Annotated in this window: 15 protein-coding genes and 1 riboswitch; of the genes, 10 read left to right on the forward strand and 5 right to left on the reverse strand. The window is 71.7% G+C overall.

Going from position 1 to position 18,853, the window contains the following annotated elements; genetic code table 11:
• The first annotated feature begins 183 nt into the window (after window positions 1-183).
• Window positions 184-1,731, forward strand: a complete 1,548-nt coding sequence (locus ACSMX9_RS00435) for an FAD-binding oxidoreductase (RefSeq protein WP_445398932.1) — start codon at window positions 184-186, stop codon at window positions 1,729-1,731.
• Between the two features lie 161 nt (window positions 1,732-1,892).
• The gene (locus ACSMX9_RS00440) at window positions 1,893-2,951 is read left to right on the forward strand and encodes a methyltransferase (RefSeq protein ID WP_445398934.1); all 1,059 of its coding nucleotides are present in this window, start codon (window positions 1,893-1,895) and stop codon (window positions 2,949-2,951) included.
• Between the two features lie 68 nt (window positions 2,952-3,019).
• Here the strand turns inward: ACSMX9_RS00440 and ACSMX9_RS00445 are convergent, their stop codons facing one another.
• From ACSMX9_RS00445 to ACSMX9_RS00460, 4 genes are all read right to left on the reverse strand, one after another.
• On the reverse strand, window positions 3,020-3,511 hold the full coding sequence (locus ACSMX9_RS00445; RefSeq protein WP_366115974.1) for a helix-turn-helix transcriptional regulator: 492 nt from the start codon (window positions 3,509-3,511) through the stop codon (window positions 3,020-3,022).
• Window positions 3,512-4,427: 916 nt separating this feature from the next.
• Window positions 4,428-5,201 carry an ABC transporter ATP-binding protein gene (locus ACSMX9_RS00450; RefSeq protein WP_445398936.1) on the reverse strand — a complete coding sequence of 258 codons (774 nt, stop codon included), beginning with the start codon at window positions 5,199-5,201 and terminating at the stop codon, window positions 4,428-4,430.
• A 23-nt stretch (window positions 5,202-5,224) separates the two neighbouring features.
• Window positions 5,225-6,328 carry a FecCD family ABC transporter permease gene (locus ACSMX9_RS00455; RefSeq protein ID WP_445398938.1) on the reverse strand — a complete coding sequence of 368 codons (1,104 nt, stop codon included), beginning with the start codon at window positions 6,326-6,328 and terminating at the stop codon, window positions 5,225-5,227.
• Window positions 6,329-6,336: 8 nt separating this feature from the next.
• Entirely contained in the window at window positions 6,337-7,383 is a 1,047-nt protein-coding gene (locus ACSMX9_RS00460) for an ABC transporter substrate-binding protein (RefSeq protein ID WP_445398940.1), read from the reverse strand.
• Window positions 7,384-7,536: 153 nt separating this feature from the next.
• Between ACSMX9_RS00460 and ACSMX9_RS00465 the strand changes: the two genes are divergently transcribed.
• Together ACSMX9_RS00465 and ACSMX9_RS00470 are read left to right on the forward strand one after the other, a co-directional pair.
• Complete coding sequence (locus tag ACSMX9_RS00465) at window positions 7,537-9,246, forward strand: ABC transporter ATP-binding protein (RefSeq protein WP_445398942.1); 1,710 nt, start codon at window positions 7,537-7,539, stop codon at window positions 9,244-9,246.
• Entirely contained in the window at window positions 9,243-10,985 is a 1,743-nt protein-coding gene (locus tag ACSMX9_RS00470; protein WP_445398944.1) for an ABC transporter ATP-binding protein, read from the forward strand. The genes ACSMX9_RS00465 and ACSMX9_RS00470 overlap by 4 nt, the downstream gene beginning before the upstream one ends.
• A gap of 49 nt (window positions 10,986-11,034) precedes the next feature.
• Here the strand turns inward: ACSMX9_RS00470 and ACSMX9_RS00475 are convergent, their stop codons facing one another.
• Window positions 11,035-11,661, reverse strand: coding sequence for a TetR/AcrR family transcriptional regulator (locus tag ACSMX9_RS00475; protein ID WP_445398946.1), 627 nt, complete (start codon window positions 11,659-11,661; stop codon window positions 11,035-11,037).
• Window positions 11,662-12,032: 371 nt separating this feature from the next.
• Window positions 12,033-12,241: riboswitch (cobalamin riboswitch) on the forward strand.
• 226 nt (window positions 12,242-12,467) lie between these two features.
• Between ACSMX9_RS00475 and ACSMX9_RS00480 the strand changes: the two genes are divergently transcribed.
• From ACSMX9_RS00480 to ACSMX9_RS00505, 6 genes are read left to right on the forward strand one after another with little or no spacing between them, the layout of a single operon-like run.
• On the forward strand, window positions 12,468-13,349 hold the full coding sequence (locus ACSMX9_RS00480; protein ID WP_445398948.1) for a GHMP family kinase ATP-binding protein: 882 nt from the start codon (window positions 12,468-12,470) through the stop codon (window positions 13,347-13,349).
• Window positions 13,346-14,368: a cysteine synthase family protein gene (locus ACSMX9_RS00485; RefSeq protein ID WP_445398950.1), complete on the forward strand. Its 1,023-nt coding sequence runs from the start codon at window positions 13,346-13,348 to the stop codon at window positions 14,366-14,368. The genes ACSMX9_RS00480 and ACSMX9_RS00485 overlap by 4 nt, the downstream gene beginning before the upstream one ends.
• Window positions 14,365-15,609 carry an ATP-grasp domain-containing protein gene (locus tag ACSMX9_RS00490; protein ID WP_445398952.1) on the forward strand — a complete coding sequence of 415 codons (1,245 nt, stop codon included), beginning with the start codon at window positions 14,365-14,367 and terminating at the stop codon, window positions 15,607-15,609. Before ACSMX9_RS00485 ends, ACSMX9_RS00490 begins: the two co-directional genes overlap by 4 nt.
• Window positions 15,602-16,870, forward strand: coding sequence for an MFS transporter (locus ACSMX9_RS00495; RefSeq protein WP_445398954.1), 1,269 nt, complete (start codon window positions 15,602-15,604; stop codon window positions 16,868-16,870). The genes ACSMX9_RS00490 and ACSMX9_RS00495 overlap by 8 nt, the downstream gene beginning before the upstream one ends.
• Window positions 16,839-17,588, forward strand: a complete 750-nt coding sequence (locus ACSMX9_RS00500) for a class I SAM-dependent methyltransferase (RefSeq protein WP_366115984.1) — start codon at window positions 16,839-16,841, stop codon at window positions 17,586-17,588. The genes ACSMX9_RS00495 and ACSMX9_RS00500 overlap by 32 nt, the downstream gene beginning before the upstream one ends.
• Window positions 17,585-18,583, forward strand: coding sequence for an ABC transporter substrate-binding protein (locus ACSMX9_RS00505; RefSeq protein ID WP_445398956.1), 999 nt, complete (start codon window positions 17,585-17,587; stop codon window positions 18,581-18,583). Before ACSMX9_RS00500 ends, ACSMX9_RS00505 begins: the two co-directional genes overlap by 4 nt.
• Window positions 18,584-18,853 lie beyond the last annotated feature (270 nt).

The following is an 18,853-nucleotide window of genomic DNA, read 5'->3' on the forward strand; positions in this document are numbered from 1 at the left end:
CATGCCCTCAATACCGTTCCACGGGTAGGCTGGTCCGACGATCAGGCCCGAAAGCAGGGATGGTCACCACTCCCGTGCGACGCCTCCAGTCGACCACATCATTTCCCTGAGGATATTGAAGAATGGACACCGAAAACGGGTCCGCTAGCCCTCCGGAGCAGATTGCAGACATGGCGGACAACCATGAGAAGTGACAGCCGTGACGAAAAGGCGGCCAGCATCCTCCGTGCCCTTCCCGACCCCGTCACGGTCCGGCCCGACGACATCCGCTACGAAAACCTGTGCCGCGCCTACAACTACCGCTTCGTCGCCAGGCCGGACTACTTCCAACTGGCGCACTCCCCGCAGCAGGTGGAATCCGCCGTCCGCGCCGCGGTGGCGGCGGGGAAGCGGATCGTCGCCCGCTCCCGCGGACACTGCGGCGAGGACTTCGTCGCCTCGCCCGACGTGGAGGTGGTCCTGGACCTCTCCCCCATGTCCCGCGTCGGATTCGACCCGGAGCGGGGTGCCTTCGTCGTCGAGGCCGGCGCCTCCGTGGGGCGGATGGTCCGCGAGCTCTTCCACGGCTGGGGGGTCACCGTCCCGTGCGGCTTCTGCATGGGCGTGGGCGCGGGCGGACACATCAGCGGCGGCGGCTACGGGCCCATGTCCCGGCGGATGGGGCTCAGCGTCGACCACCTGGACGCGGTCGAGGTGGTGGTCGTGGACGGGAACGGCACGGTGTCGACGGTCGTGGCGAGCCGTGCGGAGAACGACCCGAACCGGGACCTGTGGTGGGCGCACACCGGTGGCGGCGGCGGGAACTTCGGGGTGATCACCCGGTACTGGATGCGCTCACCGGGCGCCTCCGGCACCGACCCCGCCGGGTTGCTGCCCCGCCCGCCCGGCGCACTGCACATCGCCGAGGCGAGCTGGTCGTGGGAGGACCTGGCCGAGGCGGACTTCGTCCGGTTGACCGGCAACTTCCTGGACTGGCAGGCGCGGAACAGCGCACCCGACTCCCCCGATGTCGACCTGTACGCCACCCTCAACTGCCTGCACCGCTCGGCGGGGAACGTCGGCCTCCAGGCGCACCTGCCCGAGGACGCCCCGCACGCCTCTGCCCGCATGGACGCCTTCCTCCACGCGCTCCGGAGCGGAGTGCGCGCCGCTCCCGCGGTCTCCCGGCAGTCCCTGCCGTGGCTGGCGGCGACCCAGTACCTGGCGGTCCCCGACACCGGGCCCTCGGCGATCGCCCTCCGCTGCAAGGTCAAGTCGGCGGACCTGTGCGCCCCGCACACCCCGGAGCAACTGGCCACCGCCCACCGGCACCTCACCCGGGACGACTACCGGGGCGGCTACGCGTCGCTGGAGTACATCGCCTACGGAGGCGAGGTGAACGCCGTGCCCACCGGTGCGACCGCCGTTGCGAGGGGCGCCCTGACGAAGTCGTTCTACATGGTGACCTGGAAGGACCCGGCCGACGACGAGAGGCAAGTGCGGTGGATCCGTGAGTTCTACCGCGACATGCACGCGTCGACGGGCGGGGTGCCGGTACCGAACGACGTCACCACGGGTGCCTACATCAACTACGCGGACGTCGATCTGGCCGATCCCGAGTGGAACTCCTCCGAGGTCCCGTGGCACGCCCTGTACTACGGCGCGAACTACCCGAAGTTGCAGGAAGTGAAGGCGAAGTGGGATCCGTTGAACGTGTTCCACCACGCCTTGTCCGTCGTCGCCGAACCATGACCGGACCGGGGCGGGACGCGGCACCTCCCGCCACCCGGCCGCCCCCGGCACCGGGCACCCCCCGGGTCGTCGACGCGCCGGTGGGCACGGTCTCCGGGCCGACCGGGCGTCCCCGTCGACGCACTCCCCCCGTATCCCGACTTGGAAGGACGGACGCACACATGACCGTCGAGGCAGATGCGCGGCGCACCGTGATCACGGCGATCTTCGGGACGCTGGCGACCCAGGCCGTCGGCGCCGCGGCACGGCTGGAGCTGGCGGACCTCATCGGTGACACCGAGGCCGACACCGCCGATCTGGCCACGGCCTGCGGCCTGCCGGCGCACCAGCTGAACAGGCTGTTGCGCACCCTGGCCTCGCTCGGCCTCTGCGCCGAACCCAGGCCGGGCGTCTTCCGGCTCACCGCTGCCGGAGCGCTGCTGCGCCGTGACGATCCGGCGTCGCTGCTCGCCTTCGCCGAGCTGTTGACGCACGAGGTCTTCCAACGCAACTGGCTGAACGTCGAGAAGTCGCTGCGCTCCGGACGGGCCTCGTTCGACGAGGAGTACGGCAAGCCGGTGTACGACTACATGTCGGAACGGCCGGAGCTCGCCGCCCTGTTCCACGCGGCGATGAGCAAGCGCCACCTGCCCGCGGAGATGGCCTCGGCGATCTCCGCGGCCTACGACCTGGGCCGCTTCGACACGATCGTCGACGTCGGGGGCGGGGACGGCACGCTGCTCGCCGCGTGGTTGCACCGGCATCCGCATCTGACGGGCACGGTGTTCGAGACGGAGGCGGGGGCGGCTCGGGCCCGGGAGACCATCGCCGCCGCCGCGTTGGAGGGGCGCTGCCGGGCGGTCGCGGGAGACTTCTTCGTCGAGGTGCCGAAGGGCGCGGACCTGTACTTCATCAAGAACGTGGTGCTCAACTGGGACGACGAGCGCGCCTGGACGATCCTGCGCCGGGTGCGGGACGCCGTGCCCGCACACGGCAGGCTGCTCATCGCCGAGCCCGTCCTGCCGGACACGGCCGACGTGGACACGCTCAACCACGCGGCCATGGAGAACCCCTACCTGACCGACCTGCACATGCTGGTGACGATCGGCGGACGCCAGCGCACCCGGGCGGAGTACGTCGCGCTCTGCGCCCGGGCGGGGCTGCGCGTCACCGAGGTCGTCCCGTTGGCGCAGGAGATCAACGCCTCGCTCATCGAGGCCGTGCCCGACGGCAGGCTCTGACCCCGGGCGGCCAAGGGCCCCGGGAGGCCGGGGCCCTTGCCGCTGCCCGGTCCTTCGCCGGGGGACGGTCAGGAGGGCGTGCCCTCCCGGCGCTGGTCCGGCACCAGCCCCTGCCGCATCGCGATGACCACGGCTTCCGTACGGTCCGCGACACCGAGCTTGTGGTAGACCATGTGCAGGTGCGCCTTCACCGTCTGCTCGGTGATGTGCAGCGAACGGCCGATCCGGCGGTTCGACAGCCCCTGGGCCAGCAGGCTCAGCACCTCCTTCTGACGCCGGGTCAGGGGCAGGGGCTTGTGCCCGGTGCTCGAACAGTCCTCCGCCGCGGGGGCCACCCGGCCGGACTCGCCCGGGGGCTCCACCGGTGCTCTGGGCGCGCCGGCGACGGACGGCTGGTTCGGAGCGTCCCGCGGGACCCGGTCCCGATGACGCGGGGCGATGAGGTTCTTCCGGGCACGGCGGGCGATGTCACCGAGTTCCTGGAGGAGCGTCAGGACTTCGTCGATCTGGGTGATGGCCGCCTGGGCATCGTCCTCGCCCGGGCGTTCCGTCAAGGGCATGACGTTCGCACGATCAATCACCGAGTGATTCGCCTTTCGTTTGGTGGGGGTTCCTGACGAGCACTTCGGATGTTCGGGGGTCACTCCGCCATGCCGGTTCCGGTCAGGAATCCGACGGTGATCCGAAGGTCGGTACGGCGCGCTCTCGAAAGACGAGTCCGGGACCCTGGTACGACGGTCACCGCGGACGCGAGGGAGGGAAGACGTGGTTCTGGTGCTTTCGCCGACCGAGCCAGCACGAAGGACGGTCGCCTCACGCGCCCTTGCCACGTCCCGTCACCTCCGTCACCGATGCGGAAAGACGGCGTGGAATGCACATGTGCATGGGGTTTTCTCGGCGGTAGCCAGGGGGCATGCTGAGATCAGGGTTCCCTCGGTGGTGGTCTGTTCCCGCGAGAGAATCACCTCCGGTGAACCACTTCGCTGCCTTCTGCATGTGTGCATCAAAAAAATTTCCGATGCATATGCGGTTCTCCTTTCTCGGACGAGCTCATGACGACGACGACTTCGGGCGACCCGTGGGGACGTGCGGGGACGAGCCACTCGCACGTTCCACGTCTTCGCCGGGCCGGGCTGCCGCGACCAGCGGTACGGCGGGGCCCGTCCGACCGCCCGGCCGCCGGCTGGTTCCCGGCTCCGGGCGTGCAGCACGACCCCCGGGGCGATGCCGCGACCTGCCGGCCGCTTCGCGTGGCAACGCCGTTCCGCCCCGTCCCGGACGAGCAGCACGCGATGTCCCCGTCCGTCACCCGGGCCGTCGCGTCCAGCTTTCCTGCACCTGTTCGCGATGCATAGCCTTGCCCTATCAAAAGGCATGTAAACATTGAATCTTGCTACCATTTGATGAGCGGGCCCCGCTCCGGCCGGAGCGGGCGGGTGAGCTCCCCACGGGAGGGGCCCACCCGCCTTCCGGCGGCTACCTCCCGCGACCGAGCGCGGAGACCGGGGCGACGTGCCGGGGCGAGAACGCGAGGAGCAGGCCGCCCGTGGTCGGATGGGTGAGGTGGGTGCAGGTGACGCCGAAGACCGTGCGGACGAGCTCGGGACTCAGCACCTCCGCCGGTGGACCGCCCGCGACGATCCGCCCGCGGTGCAGGACGTACAGCCGGTCGCAGTAGGTGGCCGCGAGGTTCAGGTCGTGCAGGACGCACAGCGTGGCGCGCCCCAGATCGCGGACGAGTTCGAGCAGTTCCAGGCCGGCGTGCACATCGAGGTGGTTGGTCGGCTCGTCGAGCAGGAGCAGCGGGCTCTCCTGGGCGAGCGCCCGGGCCACCAGGACCCGCTGCCGTTCCCCGCCGGACAGGGTCGACAGTCGCCGGGTGCGGTGGTCCGTCAGCCGGACGCGTTCGAGCGCACGTCCGATCGTGTCGCCGTCGCGGCCGGACGTCGCCTCGAAGGCGCGGAGCCAGGGTCCGCGCCCCATGGCCACCACCTCCTCGACGGTGAAGTCGAAGTCGGGGTTGTTGTCCTGGGCGACGAGGGCGGCGCGGCGCGCGATCTCCCGCTGGCTGAGCGTCCGCACGTCGTCACCGGCCAGTGCGACGCTGCCGGCGAAGGGATCGATCGCCCGGTAGATGGTCCGCAGCAGTGAGGTCTTGCCGCTGCCGTTGGGGCCCACCAGGCCGACGCGCTCGCCGTCGTCCACCGTGAGGTCGCAGTCTGCGACGATCGGGACGGGGCCCAGTCGCACGCTCACATCGTGCAACGAGAGTCTCATGAAGCCTCCGAGCGTCGCAGCAGCCACAGGAAGACCGGTGCGCCGAGTAGTGCGGTGACGATGCCGATGGGGAGTTCCTCGGGACGGACGACGACCCGGCACAGCACGTCGACGGCGACGAGGTAGATCGCACCGACGAGCATGGCGATCGGGAGCAGCCGCCGGTGGTCGGGGCCGATGACCAGGCGCACCAGGTGCGGAACGATGAGGCCGACGAATCCGATGCCACCGGACACCGCGACGAGCACCCCGGTCAGGAGCGAGGCCACGACCAGGAGTTGGATGCGGGTGCGGTGCACGGCGACGCCGAGCGAGAGCGCCGCGTCGTCCCCCGCGGCCAGTGCGTTGAGGGAACGGGTCTGCACCGTCAGGTACAGGCCGGCGGCGAGCACGGCCACCGCGGGCAGCAGCAGGTTCGACCAGGAGGACTCGGAGAGCGAGCCCAGCAGCCAGAACAGCACCGAGTGCGCCGCGTCCGCGTTCCCGCTGCGGAAGATGACGAAGCTGGTGGCGCCGCTGAACAGGTAGGAGAGCGTCACCCCGGCGAGCACCAGACGGTTCGGGACGACCCGACCGGCGCGACGGGAGAGGGCGAGGACCGCGGTCGTGGCCATGAGCGCGCCGACGAAGGCCGCGGCCGAGGTCGACAGTCCGGCCACCGCGACCGATCCGAACGCGATGGTCATGGAGGCCAACAGGCCGGCACCGGCCGAGACGCCGAGCACGTAGGGATCGGCGAGCGGGTTGCGCACGGTCGCCTGGAGCGTGACGCCGACGGCCGCCAGGCCGGCGCCGACGACCACCGCCAGCAGGACGCGCGGGAGCCTCAGGTTCCACACGATCTGTTCGTCCATGGCGCTGGCCGTGGACTCGACGCCGACGAGGTGTTCGCCGATGACCATGATCACGGTCTTGAACGGCACGCCGACCGACCCGACCGCCACGGCCGCGCAGACCGTGACGAGGAGCAGCACGAGCAGCACCGGGGCGACGACGCCCAGGGAGGCGCGCCAGCCCTCGCGGCTCAGGTCCTTGCGGGAACCGTCGCGGGGGCGGGCTCCGTCGTCGGCGACCGCCGCGGTGGAGGGTTGCTTGGACATGGCGGTCCTCACTCGGCGGCGAAGGCGCTCGGGTGCAGGAAGCGCGCGGTCTCCGCGACGCCCTCCACCGGCCGGGTGCTGCCGCGCGCCCCCGACTTGGCCGCGTCCATCACGAGGACACGCCCTTCCTTCACGGCGTCGACCGTGGGGAAGGTCTTCTTCAGGAACTCGATCGACTCCTTGTGACCGGCCTCGGAGGCCGCGAAGTTGTCGACGATGATGGCGTGGGGGTTTCGCGCGACGATCTGTTCCGCGCTGATGGGGGCGAACTGCCCCGGAAGTTCGGCGAAGAGGTTCTTCCCGCCGGCCCGTTCGATGACGTCGTTGGAGAGCCCGCCGGAGGTGACGTAGAGCTGGCCGGCGACCCTCGATATCTTCGCCACGCTGCGCTTGGGCTGATCCGCCACGCGACGTCGCACGTCGTCGAGTTCCTCGCGCTTCTGGTCGGCCACCTTCTTCGCCCGGTCCTCCACGTCGAAGATCCGGCCGAGCTGCCGCAGGTCGCCGTCGAGCGCCTCCAGCCCGCTGGCGTCCGCGGCGAGGTCCTTGGCGCAACCGCCGCCCACCACGTAGGTGGCGATGCCCAGTCGCTTCAACTCCGCGACGGTGGGGCTGCCCTGCTTGCCGGAGACCTTCTCGACCTGGTCGGTGATCAGGAGGTCGAGCTTGGCCGCCATCATGGCCTCGGTGCTCGGGTTGCGGGCCCCGAGGCTGGGCAGGTCGGCCAGTCGGCCCCTCAACTCCGGTGCGGGAGCGGACTCGCCGCGCGTCTTGGCGACGATCCGCTTGCCGACCCCGAGGTCGAACAAGGTGTCGGCGATGGCGTCGGTGGTGATGGCCACGCGCCGCGGGGCGCGGTCGAGTTCGAGTCTCTCCCCGCAGGACTCGAAGGCGATCCGGCTTGGTTCGCCCTTCCCGCCCCCCGTGTCCTCGCTGCCTCCGCATCCGACGGCCGTGAGCGCGAGGATGGCGCCGAGTGCGACGGCCCGGAACCGTAGCGGAGCGAAGTGCGGTGCACGGCTGCGGGACGTGCGGTCGAAGTGCGGCTGGAGCATGAAGCGGTTTTCCCTTCACGGAATGGCACGAACAAGCCACTGAGGGTGATGTGCACATTATTGAATGAGCCTCAGTCGCCATGTTAGGTTACCCTAATGAAACCATCAACATCGTCGTCGCAGACACCAGGATTGGCAGGTCCGGGCGCACTCATGCGCCTCTTCGCCCCCATCCGCACCCACCTCGTCGTCTGCGCGGTCCTGTCCTCCCTGAGCGCGGCGGCGGGCATCCTGCCCTACATCGCCGTCGCCGAGATCGCCCGTCTGATGCTGGACGACCCCGGGGGTTCGCGGACGGCCATCTGGACCTGGGTCGGCATCGGTGCGGCCGGGGCCAGCCTGTGGTTGATCCTGTTCGTGCAGTCCGCCCGGGTCGGTCACTACGCGGACGCGAAGATCCTGCACGACGTACGGGTGCGGATCGTGCGCCACCTCGGCACCCTGCCGCTGGGCTGGTTCCGTGCCTCCGGCTCGGGCAAGGTCAAGCGGGCGATGACCGGTGACCTGGAGGAGATGCACGAGGTCATCGCGCACGCCCTGGGCCAACTGACCGGAGCGGTCACGGTGATGGCGGTCGCCACGGGCTACCTGCTCTCCGTGGACGTCACCATGGCCCTGGTCGTGTTGGGCGTCCTGGGCCTGATGGGGCTCTTCTACCGCATCTCGATGCGGTCCATGACGACCCACATGAACCGCCTGATCGCCGCCGACGCGCGGATCAGCGCCGCCAGCGTCGAGTACGCCGACGGCATCCAGGTCGTCAAGACCTTCGGCACCGGGGGGCGCGTCATGCGCCGCTTCGACGACGCCGTGGACGAGCACACCAATGCCTTCGGGGCCTGGGTCGCCGAGGTGCGCTACAGCTCCGCGGCCTCCCGGCTGTTCGGGTCGGAGATGGCCATCCTCACCGCGGTCACGGCCGCCGGGCTGGTGCTCGTCGACCGGGGATCGCTCGGGGTCGCCGACCTCGTGGCGTTCCTGGTCGTCGCCATCGGACTGCCCAACTCGATCCTGCCGGCCGTGAGCGCCGCCCAGGGGGTGCGCAAGGGCCGGATGGGCGCCGCCAACATCGAGGAACTGTTGTCCCGTTCCTCGCTGCCCGAGCCCGAGCGCCCGCAGTCCCCGCAGGGCCACGGCGTGGAGTTCGACCGCGTCTCGTTCTCCTACGACGGGACGAAGAACGCGATCGAGGAGGTCACCGCCGTGTGTCCGCCCGGGCAGGTGACCGCCCTGGTGGGGCCGTCCGGCGCCGGGAAGACCACGCTCACGAGCCTCCTGCCGCGCTTCTACGACGTGTCGGACGGGGCCGTCCGGATCGGCGGCGTCGACGTGCGGTCCGTTCCGTCCGCCGAGTTGCTGGCGTCGATGTCGCTGGTGTTCCAGGACGTGGCGCTGTTGCGCGACAGCGTGGCGGAGAACATCCGCATCGGCCGACCGGACGCCAGCGACGAGGAGGTGCGGCGGGCGGCGGAGGCCGCGCACGTCCACGAGGTGATCGAGCGGCTGCCCCAGGGGTACGACACCCCGTTGGACGCGGGCGGCGGCGGTCTGTCCGGTGGGGAGCGCCAGCGGCTGACGATCGCCCGGGCCATCCTGTCCGGAGCGCCGATCGTGGTCCTGGACGAGGCGACGGCCGCCCTGGACGCCGACAGCGAGTCGGCGGTCCAGGAAGCGTTGGCCACCCTGGCGGTCGGCAAGACGGTGATCGTGATCGCGCACCGGCTGCACACCATCGCCGGCGCCGACCAGATCCTCGTCCTCGACGGCGGACGCCTGGTCGAGCAGGGCCGGCACGCCGAACTACTCGCCCGTGACGGGCTGTACGCCCGCATGTGGGCGGCACAAGAAGGAGTGCTCGCATGATCCGTCGGTTGTACCGGCTCTGGCCGCAGCCGCAGGTGCTGGCCCGGTTGTGGCTGCTCACGGCGGCGCAGGCGGTACTACAGGGTCTGATGCTCGGCCTGCTCGTGCCGATCCTGGACGCCGTGGTGCGCCCCGATCCCGATCTGGGGGCGGCCACCCCGTGGTTGGTGCTGGGCGGCGTCTGCGCGCTCGCGTACGCCGTGCTGAGCATCGTCGCCACCCCGGTGGGCTTCAAGGCGTCGGGGGTCCTCGCGGCCCAACTGCGGCGGCGGTTGATGCGTCATGTGAGCACCTTGACCCTGGGCTGGTTCACCGCCGAGCACAAGGCGCGACTGGCCCGCGGGGTGACCGCGGACGTGGGCAACGCCGCGCACCTGGCCGTGACCGTCGCGGGACCGGCGATCACCTCCACCCTGCTGCCCGCCACGATCGTGACCATCACCTTCTTCGTCGACTGGCGGATGGCCCTGCTGCTGTGCCTGATCGCGCTCGTCGCCTGGTGGGCGCTCCAGCGCGCCGCCCGGATCGCCGAGATCACCGAGATCGAGTTGGAGCAGGCGGCGACCGGGGTCGCCAGCCGGGCGATCGAGCTGGGCCAGGCCCAGCCGGTGCTGCGGGCGGCCGGCCACGCCGACGGCACGCCCCGCATGCGTGCCGCCCTGGAGGACCACCGCGAGACCTACCGGGACGGCATGCGTCGTGCGCGCCGCCCGTTCTTCGTATACACCGCCGTGATCATGGGCGGCTTCGTCGCGGTGCTCGCGCTGGCCGCCGGGCTGATGCTCGGCGAGCGCATCGGGGTCGCCGAGGCGATCGCGCTGCTGGTGCTCTCCGCCCGCTTCCTGGAGCCGCTCGGCAACCTCATCGACCTCATCGGGGCGCTGCGGGCGATGCGGAACCAGATCGCGCGCATCGAGGACCTGCTGGCCGCGCCCGCCCTTCCGGTGCCGGCCGAGCCGGTGCGGACCATCGAGCAGGCCGACATCGAGTTCTCGCACGTCGACTTCACCTACCCGGGCGGTGACGCCCCCGCGTTGCGGGACGTCTCCCTGCGCTGCGCGGCGGGCACCACCACCGCGCTGGTGGGGCCGTCCGGTTCCGGGAAGACGACGGTCACCCGGCTCATCGCCCGCTTCTTCGACGTCCAGGAGGGGCAGGTGCGCGTCGGCGGCGTGGACGTGCGCGCACTCGATCCGAGCACCCTGCTGGACGAGATCGCGATCGTCTTCCAGGACGTCTACCTGTTCGACGACACCATCGAGGACAACCTGCGCCTGGCGCACCCCGAAGCGACCTGGGACGAGCTCCGGGAGGCGGCCACCGCGGCACGGCTCGACGAGGTGATCGACCGGCTGCCCGACGGCTGGAACACCCGGGTGGGCGAGGGCGGAGCGCAGCTGTCGGGGGGCGAGCGCCAGCGTGTCGCGATCGCCCGGGCCATGCTCAAGCGGGCGCGGGTCGTGCTGGTCGACGAGGCCAGCTCGGCGCTCGACCCGGAGAACGAGGCGGCGATCACGCAGGCCATCGCGAACCTGGGCAACGACCCGGGTCGCACGGTGATCGTGATCGCGCACCGTCCCGCCACGCTGGCGGCGGCCGATCACGTGGTCTCGCTCGACGAGGGCCGGGTCACCGAGACCGGCACGCCCGAAGAGCTGCTCCGTACCGGCGGGGCGTTCGCGCGCCTCAGCCAGCAGTACGAGCGGGCACGGCACTGGCGGATCGCCAACGCGGTCTGATCCGAGCGCTGCCGGGGGTCGTCACACGGGCCGCCGGCAGCCCGCCCCGTCAGGGTTCGATGCGCAGGTAGCGATGGGTGAGGTCGGTGATGGCGGCGATGAGTTCCGCGGCGAGCCGGTCGATCTCCTCGGCCTCGTGGTGCAGCAGTGCGTGGGTGGCCCCGTACCAGGCGCCGTAGATCAGGATCGCGGCCATGGCGGGGTCCGGGGCGTCCGCGGGCGGGTCCGGGCGCTCGGTGATGAGCCGCCGGAAGGCTTCGACGTGCGCGTTCTCGGGGCTGGCCTGGACCGTCGCCTTGGCGTTGATGGGGGTGTGGCCGTAGAGCACGTCGTGCAGTTCGGCGTGTTCCAGATAGGCGTGGACCGCGTCGCTGAGCCAGGCGTCCACGCGTCCGGCCCAGTCGTCGGCGGGCAACTGCCGCACCACGGCGTCCTGCCGCTCGACCAGCCGGTCGATGAAGCGGGTCTGGAGGGCGAGCATGAGATCGCGCTTCGAGCCGAAGTGCAGGTAGAAGGTGCCGATCGCGACGCCCGCGCGCTCCGTGATCTCATCGATCCGCGCGGCGTCGATGCCGCGTTCGGCGAAGACCCGCTCGGCGGCGTCGAGGAGGTCGGCGCGCCGCTCCTCAGCGGGTTTGGTACGCGGGCGGCCCGGTGCTGATCGGCGCTGACTCATTCCAGGAAGTCTACGCGTTCGGGGTCGGTGGTGCCGCCCCCGAGGGGCCCCGGCAGACGGCCGGTCGACGGGATCGGCGCGCACGTCAGCACGGGCGCGGGCTCATCGACTGAGGTTCATTCACGAACGTTCACGGCCGTTCTCCGCGCGGCGCGCGCCGGACCGTCCCGCGTTCCCCTCCGCATCGGCGGCAGGCGGGTGGCGGGGGAACGTTTCACGACAACTTCCTTCGCCGCCGGCAGCGAGGGGACCGTTCGAAGATCGCTTACGGGGGCCTGCCTGCGGACGCACGGCGTTCGAAACCCCTCCTCGACGATCACAACAGGCCAACCCGCACCACGGCCCCCTGTCGTCGTTCGGAGTGCGCGTCCTACGCTGCCACCGCAGTCGGTTCGTGCCGCCTCAGGCGTCACGTCGCAAGAGGGAACCCGGTGCGAGTCCGGGACTGTCCCGCAGCGGTGAGTGGGAACGAAGGCCGTCATCGGCACTGGCGCCACCAGCGCCGGGAAGCGACGGCCGGTAGGGAGCCCCCGGGCTCGTGCCCACGAGTCCGAAGACCTGCCGCTGCGCGCGTACGGAACCGTGCGCGCTGTTCACGGCGGCTCCGGGGACTGGGCCCGCGGTGCGGGCGTCCGTCGCTCATCGACGGCACGCGCCCTCCCCCACCCCCGTCCGCACGACCGTACGACCGTACGACCCGATTGCCCCTGCATGACCAAGGAGGAACGGTCCGTGACGAGTGGTCAGAGCGATCCGTCCGCCCGAGACGCCGTCCGGACGGCCCGGCCCCGGGAGGCACACCGCTGATGCCCTCCGGCGACGAGCGGGCCGCCCGGACCTTCGCGGGCGTCTGCCACGGCACACTCGGCGAGTTGTACCAGGGCCCCTTGCGTCCGGCCGCCCAGCCGGACATCGCCCTCGTCTCGTTCCCGGTGGGCCGCCACTCCTGGGTGTACTTCTCCCCGGGGCGCACGCCCCCGGGGCCGTCTCCGCTGGGCGCCAAGGCGACGGCCGCCGTCGACCTCTTCCTCGACCACCACGGTCTGACCCTGCCGCCGGGTCGCTGGACCACGCACTCCGAACTGCCCGTGGGCGTCGGCATGGCGAGTTCCACGGCGGACGTCGTCGCCACCCTGCGCTGTCTGTTCCGGACCTTCTCCCTGCCCTACGACCCCGCCCTCGTCACCCGGGTGCTGTCCCGGATCGAGCGGGCCGACAGCGTCTTCCTCGACGAGTTCGCGCTGTACCTCAGCGCCCGGCACCGGGTGGTCCGACAACTCGGCACCGACATCGGCTTCCACACCGCCTACGCGGTGGAGCCCGGCGGGGTGGACACCGCGGCCGTCACCCCTGCGCTGTTGGAGCAGTACCGGCGGCGGGCACGGGAGTACGAGCGCTGCCTGACCGACCTGCTCAAGGGATTCGCCGCCGGCGACCCGGCGGCCGTGGCCCGCGCCGCGACCACCAGCGCCCTGCTCTCCCAGGAGGTCCTGCCGAAACGGACCTTCGAAGCCGCCCTGGCCCACCGCGAGGAGTTCGGGGCCGACGGGGTCTTCGTCGCCCACACCGGGTCCCTGGTCGGATTCCTGTTCACCCGCCCGATCGGCTTCTCGACCCGGGACGAACTCTCCGCCTTCTTCCACTCGCACGGCCACCAATGCGCCTTCGCCCAAGGAGGATACGGGTGATCCACCCCCATATCGCGGACGCCCTCAAGACCCCCGACCTCGTCCGGCTGTCCCCGGACACGGTCCTGATCCGCTTCGAGTCGATGAAGGTCTACTCGGCGCTGGCCGCCGTACGGCACCTGCTCGACCGGGGCGCCGTACGGCCCGGACAGACCCTGGTCGACAGTTCCAGCGGCATCTACGCCTACGCACTCGCCCTCGCCTGCCACCGCCACGGCCTGCGCTGCCACATCGTGGCCTCCACCACCGTCGACGAGACCACCCGGGCCCAACTGGAGGTCCTCGGGGCGAGCGTCGAACAGGTCGCCCCCTCGACGAGCCTCAAGCTGGACCAGGAGTTAAGGGTCCGCCGGGTGCGGGAGATCCTCGCCGAACGACCGGACGTCCACTGGATGCGCCAGTACCACGACGACATCCACTACCTGGGCTACCAGGAGGTCGCCGACCAGCTGGTCAAGGCGCTGCCCGAGGCGGCGCTGACCGTCGTCGGCGGGGTGGGTTCCGGGGCGTCCACCGGCGGGCTGGTGGAGCGGCTGCGGCAGCGCGACCCGTCCGTGCGGCTCGTGGGCGTCCAGCCCTTCGGCAGCGTCACCTTCGGCAGTCAGGACCACCACGACCCCGAGGCCATCATCGCCGGCATCGGCTCCTCCATCCCCTTCGACAACGTCCGCCACCACCTCTACGACGCCGTCCACTGGATGGACTTCACCCACGCCATGTCCGGCACGGTCGCCCTCCTGCGCGAACACGCGGTGTTCGCCGGGCTGTCCACCGGCGCGGCCTACCTCACCGCCACCCACGAGGCCCGTCGCCATCCCGACCGGGTCCACCTGGTGGTCGGCGCCGACACCGGGCACCGGTACGTCAGCCGGGTGCACGCCCGGCACGCCGAGGCCCTCGACCCGGCCGGGCTCTCGCCGGTCGAGGTGGACTCGCCGCAACAGATGTCCATGCCCTGGTCGACGATGGCGTGGGACCGCACGCCCGGCCCGGACGAACGGAAGGAGGACGCCGCGTGACGGTCGTCTGCCTGGAATCCCTCACCTTCGGACTGGGCCACCTGGTCCGTGCCGCGGACGCGCTCGACGAGCGGCTGGTGCTGCTGACCCGTGACCCCGCCTACTACGGGTACGAACTGGAGCGCCTGCCGCCCGGCGCGCTGGAGGTCGTGGAGCTCGACACCTTCGACGTCGCCGCGGTCACCGCGGAACTCGCGCGCACGCCCGAACTGCACGGGCTGATCGGCTCCACCGACACCTGGATGCTGGTGAGCGCCGAACTGACGGCCGCCTTCGGCCTGCCCGGGCTGGATCCGCAGGTGCTGCGGCTGACCCGGGACAAGGCGCGGGTCCGTTCCCTGCTCCACGGGGCGGGCCTCACCCGGGGGGACGCCACCGAGGGCGCCGACCCGGCCCAGTTGCGCAAGGGGGTCCTCGCGGACACCGGTCTGCCCGCGATCCTCAAGGACACCGCGGGCACCGGGAGCCGCAACGTCTGGTTGGCGCGCGACGAGGCCGAACTGGACGCGGCCTTGGCCGAGGCGGGGCAGCGCGAGTTGATGGGCCGCCTGTTCGCGGAGCCCTTCTTCCCCGGCCCGGTGTACAGCGCCGAGACGCTGACCTGGGCGGGCCGCACCCGGCTGCTCGGGGTGTCCAGCAGGCTGATGTCCCCGGAACCGCTCTTCCGCGAGGAGATCACCGCGTTCCCCGTCGCCTTTCCCGAACCGCAGCGGGCGGAGCTGGAACGCTGGTTGGACCGGGTGTTGGCGGCGGTCGGCTACACCGACCGGTTCGCGCACGTCGAGTTCGTGCTGACCGCCGACGGGCCCGAGGTGGTGGAGATCAATCCCCGGATCGGCGGCGCCCTGGTCGGGGAGGGGCTGTGCCGGGCGCTGGGCGTCAACGTCTACGAGGCGATGGTGGAGGCCGCCCTCGGACGCAGGCCCCGGCTCATGGACACCATGCCGCCGGGCGGACCGGCCGTCGCCTTCGTCCTCGGCTATCCGCAACGGCCCGGAGTGTTCGAGGGCGTCGCCGGCTTGGAGCGGTTGGCCGACCTGCCCGGTGCACCCGTCTGGTACCCGATCAAACGGGCGGGCGACCCGATCGAGCACCTCGACGACAGCCGCGGCTACGCGGGCATCGTCTACGCCGAGGCCGAGACGGCGGAACTGGCCACCCACCGCGCGGTGGCGGCGGCCAACACGGTCCGGGTCCTGACCCGGCCGTTCCCCGGGACCCCACGAGGCGCCGGTGGCTGACCCGCCCGGACGGGTACCCCTGCGCGCCGCCCTGGCGACCCTGACCGGGCCCTTGCGGTTCCTGCTGCTCAGTTCGTTCCTGATCCCGCTCGGCAGCTTCATGGTGCTGCCGTTCATGTCGGTGTTCCTGCACGAACGGCTCGGGATGGGCCTCGGGACGGTGGGCGTGGTCCTCGCCGTCGCCTCGCTGGTGCAGTTCTCCGGCGGGGTGCTCGGCGGGGCGCTCACCGAGCGGATCGGGCTGCGGCGCACCATGCTCTGGGCCCTGGCGATCCGCACGGCGGGCTTCCTCGGGCTGCTCCTGGCGCTGCGCTGGCCACCGCTCGCGGTCGGCGCGCTGGTCCTCACCTGTGCCGGGGCCGCGCTCTACCTCCCGGCCAACAAGGGCTACCTGGTGCACCGGGTGGACGAGGAGCGCAGGCCCGCCTTCCTGTCCGCCGGGAACGCCGCCCTCAACGCGGGCATGGCCCTCGGGCCGTTGATCGCGGGCCCGTTCGTGCTGTCCTCGCCGGGGCCGGTGTTCCTGGCCTCCACGGTGCTCTTCCTCGTGGTCGCCGCCGGGCACGTGCGGCTGCCCGCGGCCGGGGAGGAGGCGCCGCGGACGCCGGACCCGGACGCCCGGCTGCTGACCGGGGTGGCGGTCCTCCCGTTCGCGGCCAACGCCCTGGCGTTCTACCTGTACTTCCACTTCCAGCACTACCTGGCCGTCTATGCGGTGGAGCGCGCGTCGAGCACCTTCTACAGCCTGGTGCTCCTGGTCTGCTTCCTGCTGGTGATCGTCGTCCAGCCGGTGGCCTCCGGGGCGATCGCGCGGATGTCCTACCCGTGGGCCTTGGGCACGGGCTTCGCGGGACTGGCCGCGGGGCTCGCGGTGTTGGCGATCGGCACCCGCCCGGCGCTGCTGGCGGGCGGGGTGTTGATCACCCTCGGCGACATCGTGCTGTTCCTCAAGAACGACCTGGAGGCGCTGCGCCGCAGCCCGCGCTCCGATGCGGTCGTCTTCGGCCAGCAGCGGTTGGCGGCCGGGGTCGGCGCCGGGGTCAGCGCACTGGTCGGCGGCGTGCTCTACGACCTCACCGACCGGACCGGTGGCACGGGCTGGTTCTGGCTGGCCGCCGCCGCACAGTGCCTGCTGCTCCCGCCGCTCCTCCTCGTTCCGCTGTTCCGGCGCACCCGACGCGCAGGGCACCACCTCCACCACGACGACCCCGAAGGGACACCCCAACCCCATGGCGAACACGGGCGGATTCCAGGACGATGACTTCTGGATCGAGTTCTACGACTTCCTGTTCTCCCGGCAGCGGTTCGCCCAGGGCGAGGAGTTGCTGAGCTCCTCCCCCCTGCTCGACCTCCCCGAGCGGTCGCGGGTGCTCGACCTGTGCTGCGGACCGGGGGTCTTCACGGTGCCGTTGGCCCGGCGCGGGCACCAGGTCACCGGGGTGGACCGCAGCCCCGCCCTGCTGGAACGGGCCCGGGAGCGGTCGGCCCGGGAGGGGGTGGCCGCGCGGTACGTGCGGTCCGACGTGCTGGAGTACTCCGCCCCCGGCGAGTTCGACGTGGTCCTCAACCTGTTCACGTCCTTCGGGTACTTCGAGGACCCCGAGGACAACGCCCGGGTCCTGCGCACCATGCACGCCTCCCTGACGCCCGGCGGAACGCTCCTCCTCGACCTCGCGGGCAAGGAGCTCCTGGCGCGCAGGGTCACCCCGCCCAAGGTCGTCCGGCAGGGCGAGGACCTCATGGTCCAGACCGACACGGTGCTGGACGACTGGGCCCGGCTGCGCAGCGACTGGGTGCTGGTGCGCGGGGAGCGGGTGACCCGGGCGGCCCTGGTGTGGTTCGTCTACAGCGCCGTGGAACTGCGCGCGATGGTGGCGGAGGCCGGGTTCGAGGAGATCGAGGTCTTCGGCGGGTTCGACGCCCGCCCCTACGACGAGAACGCGGAGCGGTTGGTCCTGCGGGCCGTGCGCCCGCGGTGACCGCCGCTTCCGTCCGCTTCCGTCGGGCGTCCGCCCTGGTCCTGGCCTCGGCCCTGCTCGCCGGCTGCGGTACCGGGGCCCCGGGGCGGCCCGGCGGCCGGGACGCCCCGCCCGCAGCCGGCTTCCCGGTCACCCTGGACAACTGCGGGGTGCGCACCACCTACGAGCGGCCGCCCGAGCGGGTCGTCACCATCCACCAGCACCCCACCGAGGTGATGCTGGCGCTCGGGCTCGGGGACCGGCTGGTGGGGACCGCCTTCCCGGATTCGGCTCCGCTGCCCGGGCACGCACGGGAGTTCCGCGGACTGCCGGTCCTGTCGGAGCGGGAGCCCTCGTTCGAAACGGTGCTCGCCGCCGAACCGGACTTCGTGTACGGCGGATTCGACAGCGCGTTCGCCGCGCAGGAGGGCCGCTCCCGCGAGGCGTTCGCCGAGGCGGGCATCGACACCCGGCTGAACCTTGAGTACTGCGGGCGGGGCCGGACGTCGATGGCCGACGCCTATGCGGAGATCCGCGCCGTCGGCAGCGTGTTCGGCGTGCGGGAGCGGGCCGACCGGCTGGTCGCGGAACTGCGGCGACGGGTCGAGGACGCCCACCGGGCCGTGCGGGGCGCCCGGGCGGTGCCGGTGCTGGTGTACGACAGCGGGCAGAAGACGGTGTACACGGCGGGCGGCAGGAGCCTGGCGACCGATGTCATCGCCCTGGCCGGGGGACGCAACGTCTTCGCCGACCTGGACGAGGTCTTCGGCGACGTCTCCTGGGAGCAGGTCGCCGAGCGTCGCCCCGAAGCCATCGTGATCCATGACTACGAGGGTGGGGGCAGCCTGGAGCGGAAGAAGGAGTTCCTGCGTTCCCATCCGGCGCTCGCCGAGGTGCCCGCGGTCCGCGAGGAGCGGTTCGTGACGCTTCCGCTGGCCGCCACGCTGGTCGGGGTCCGGCCGCCGCACGCGGTGGCGGAACTCGCGCGGGGCCTGCACCCCGAACGCTTCCGCTGAGCGCCGGCTCCGACCGGTGGCCGAGCGCCGCCGTGCCTCCCGGCAACGTGACGGGGCGGCACGGCGGGCGCCGTCGGCCCGGTCGGGAGGCGGGGAGGGGGCCCACGCCGGTTCCGGACGCGCCGTCGCCGGGTTCGTCCCGTTCGGGCGCGCGGGGCCGGGGGTCCCGCGGCGTCAACGAGAGCGGGAGCTCCCCCGTTCCTCGCCGGAAGTCCGCATGAGGAGCCCCCGATGCCGGGGATGATCCCTGCGGTGAGAAGTGGACCCCAC

This window comes from Streptomyces sp. LE64 (assembly GCF_052606915.1).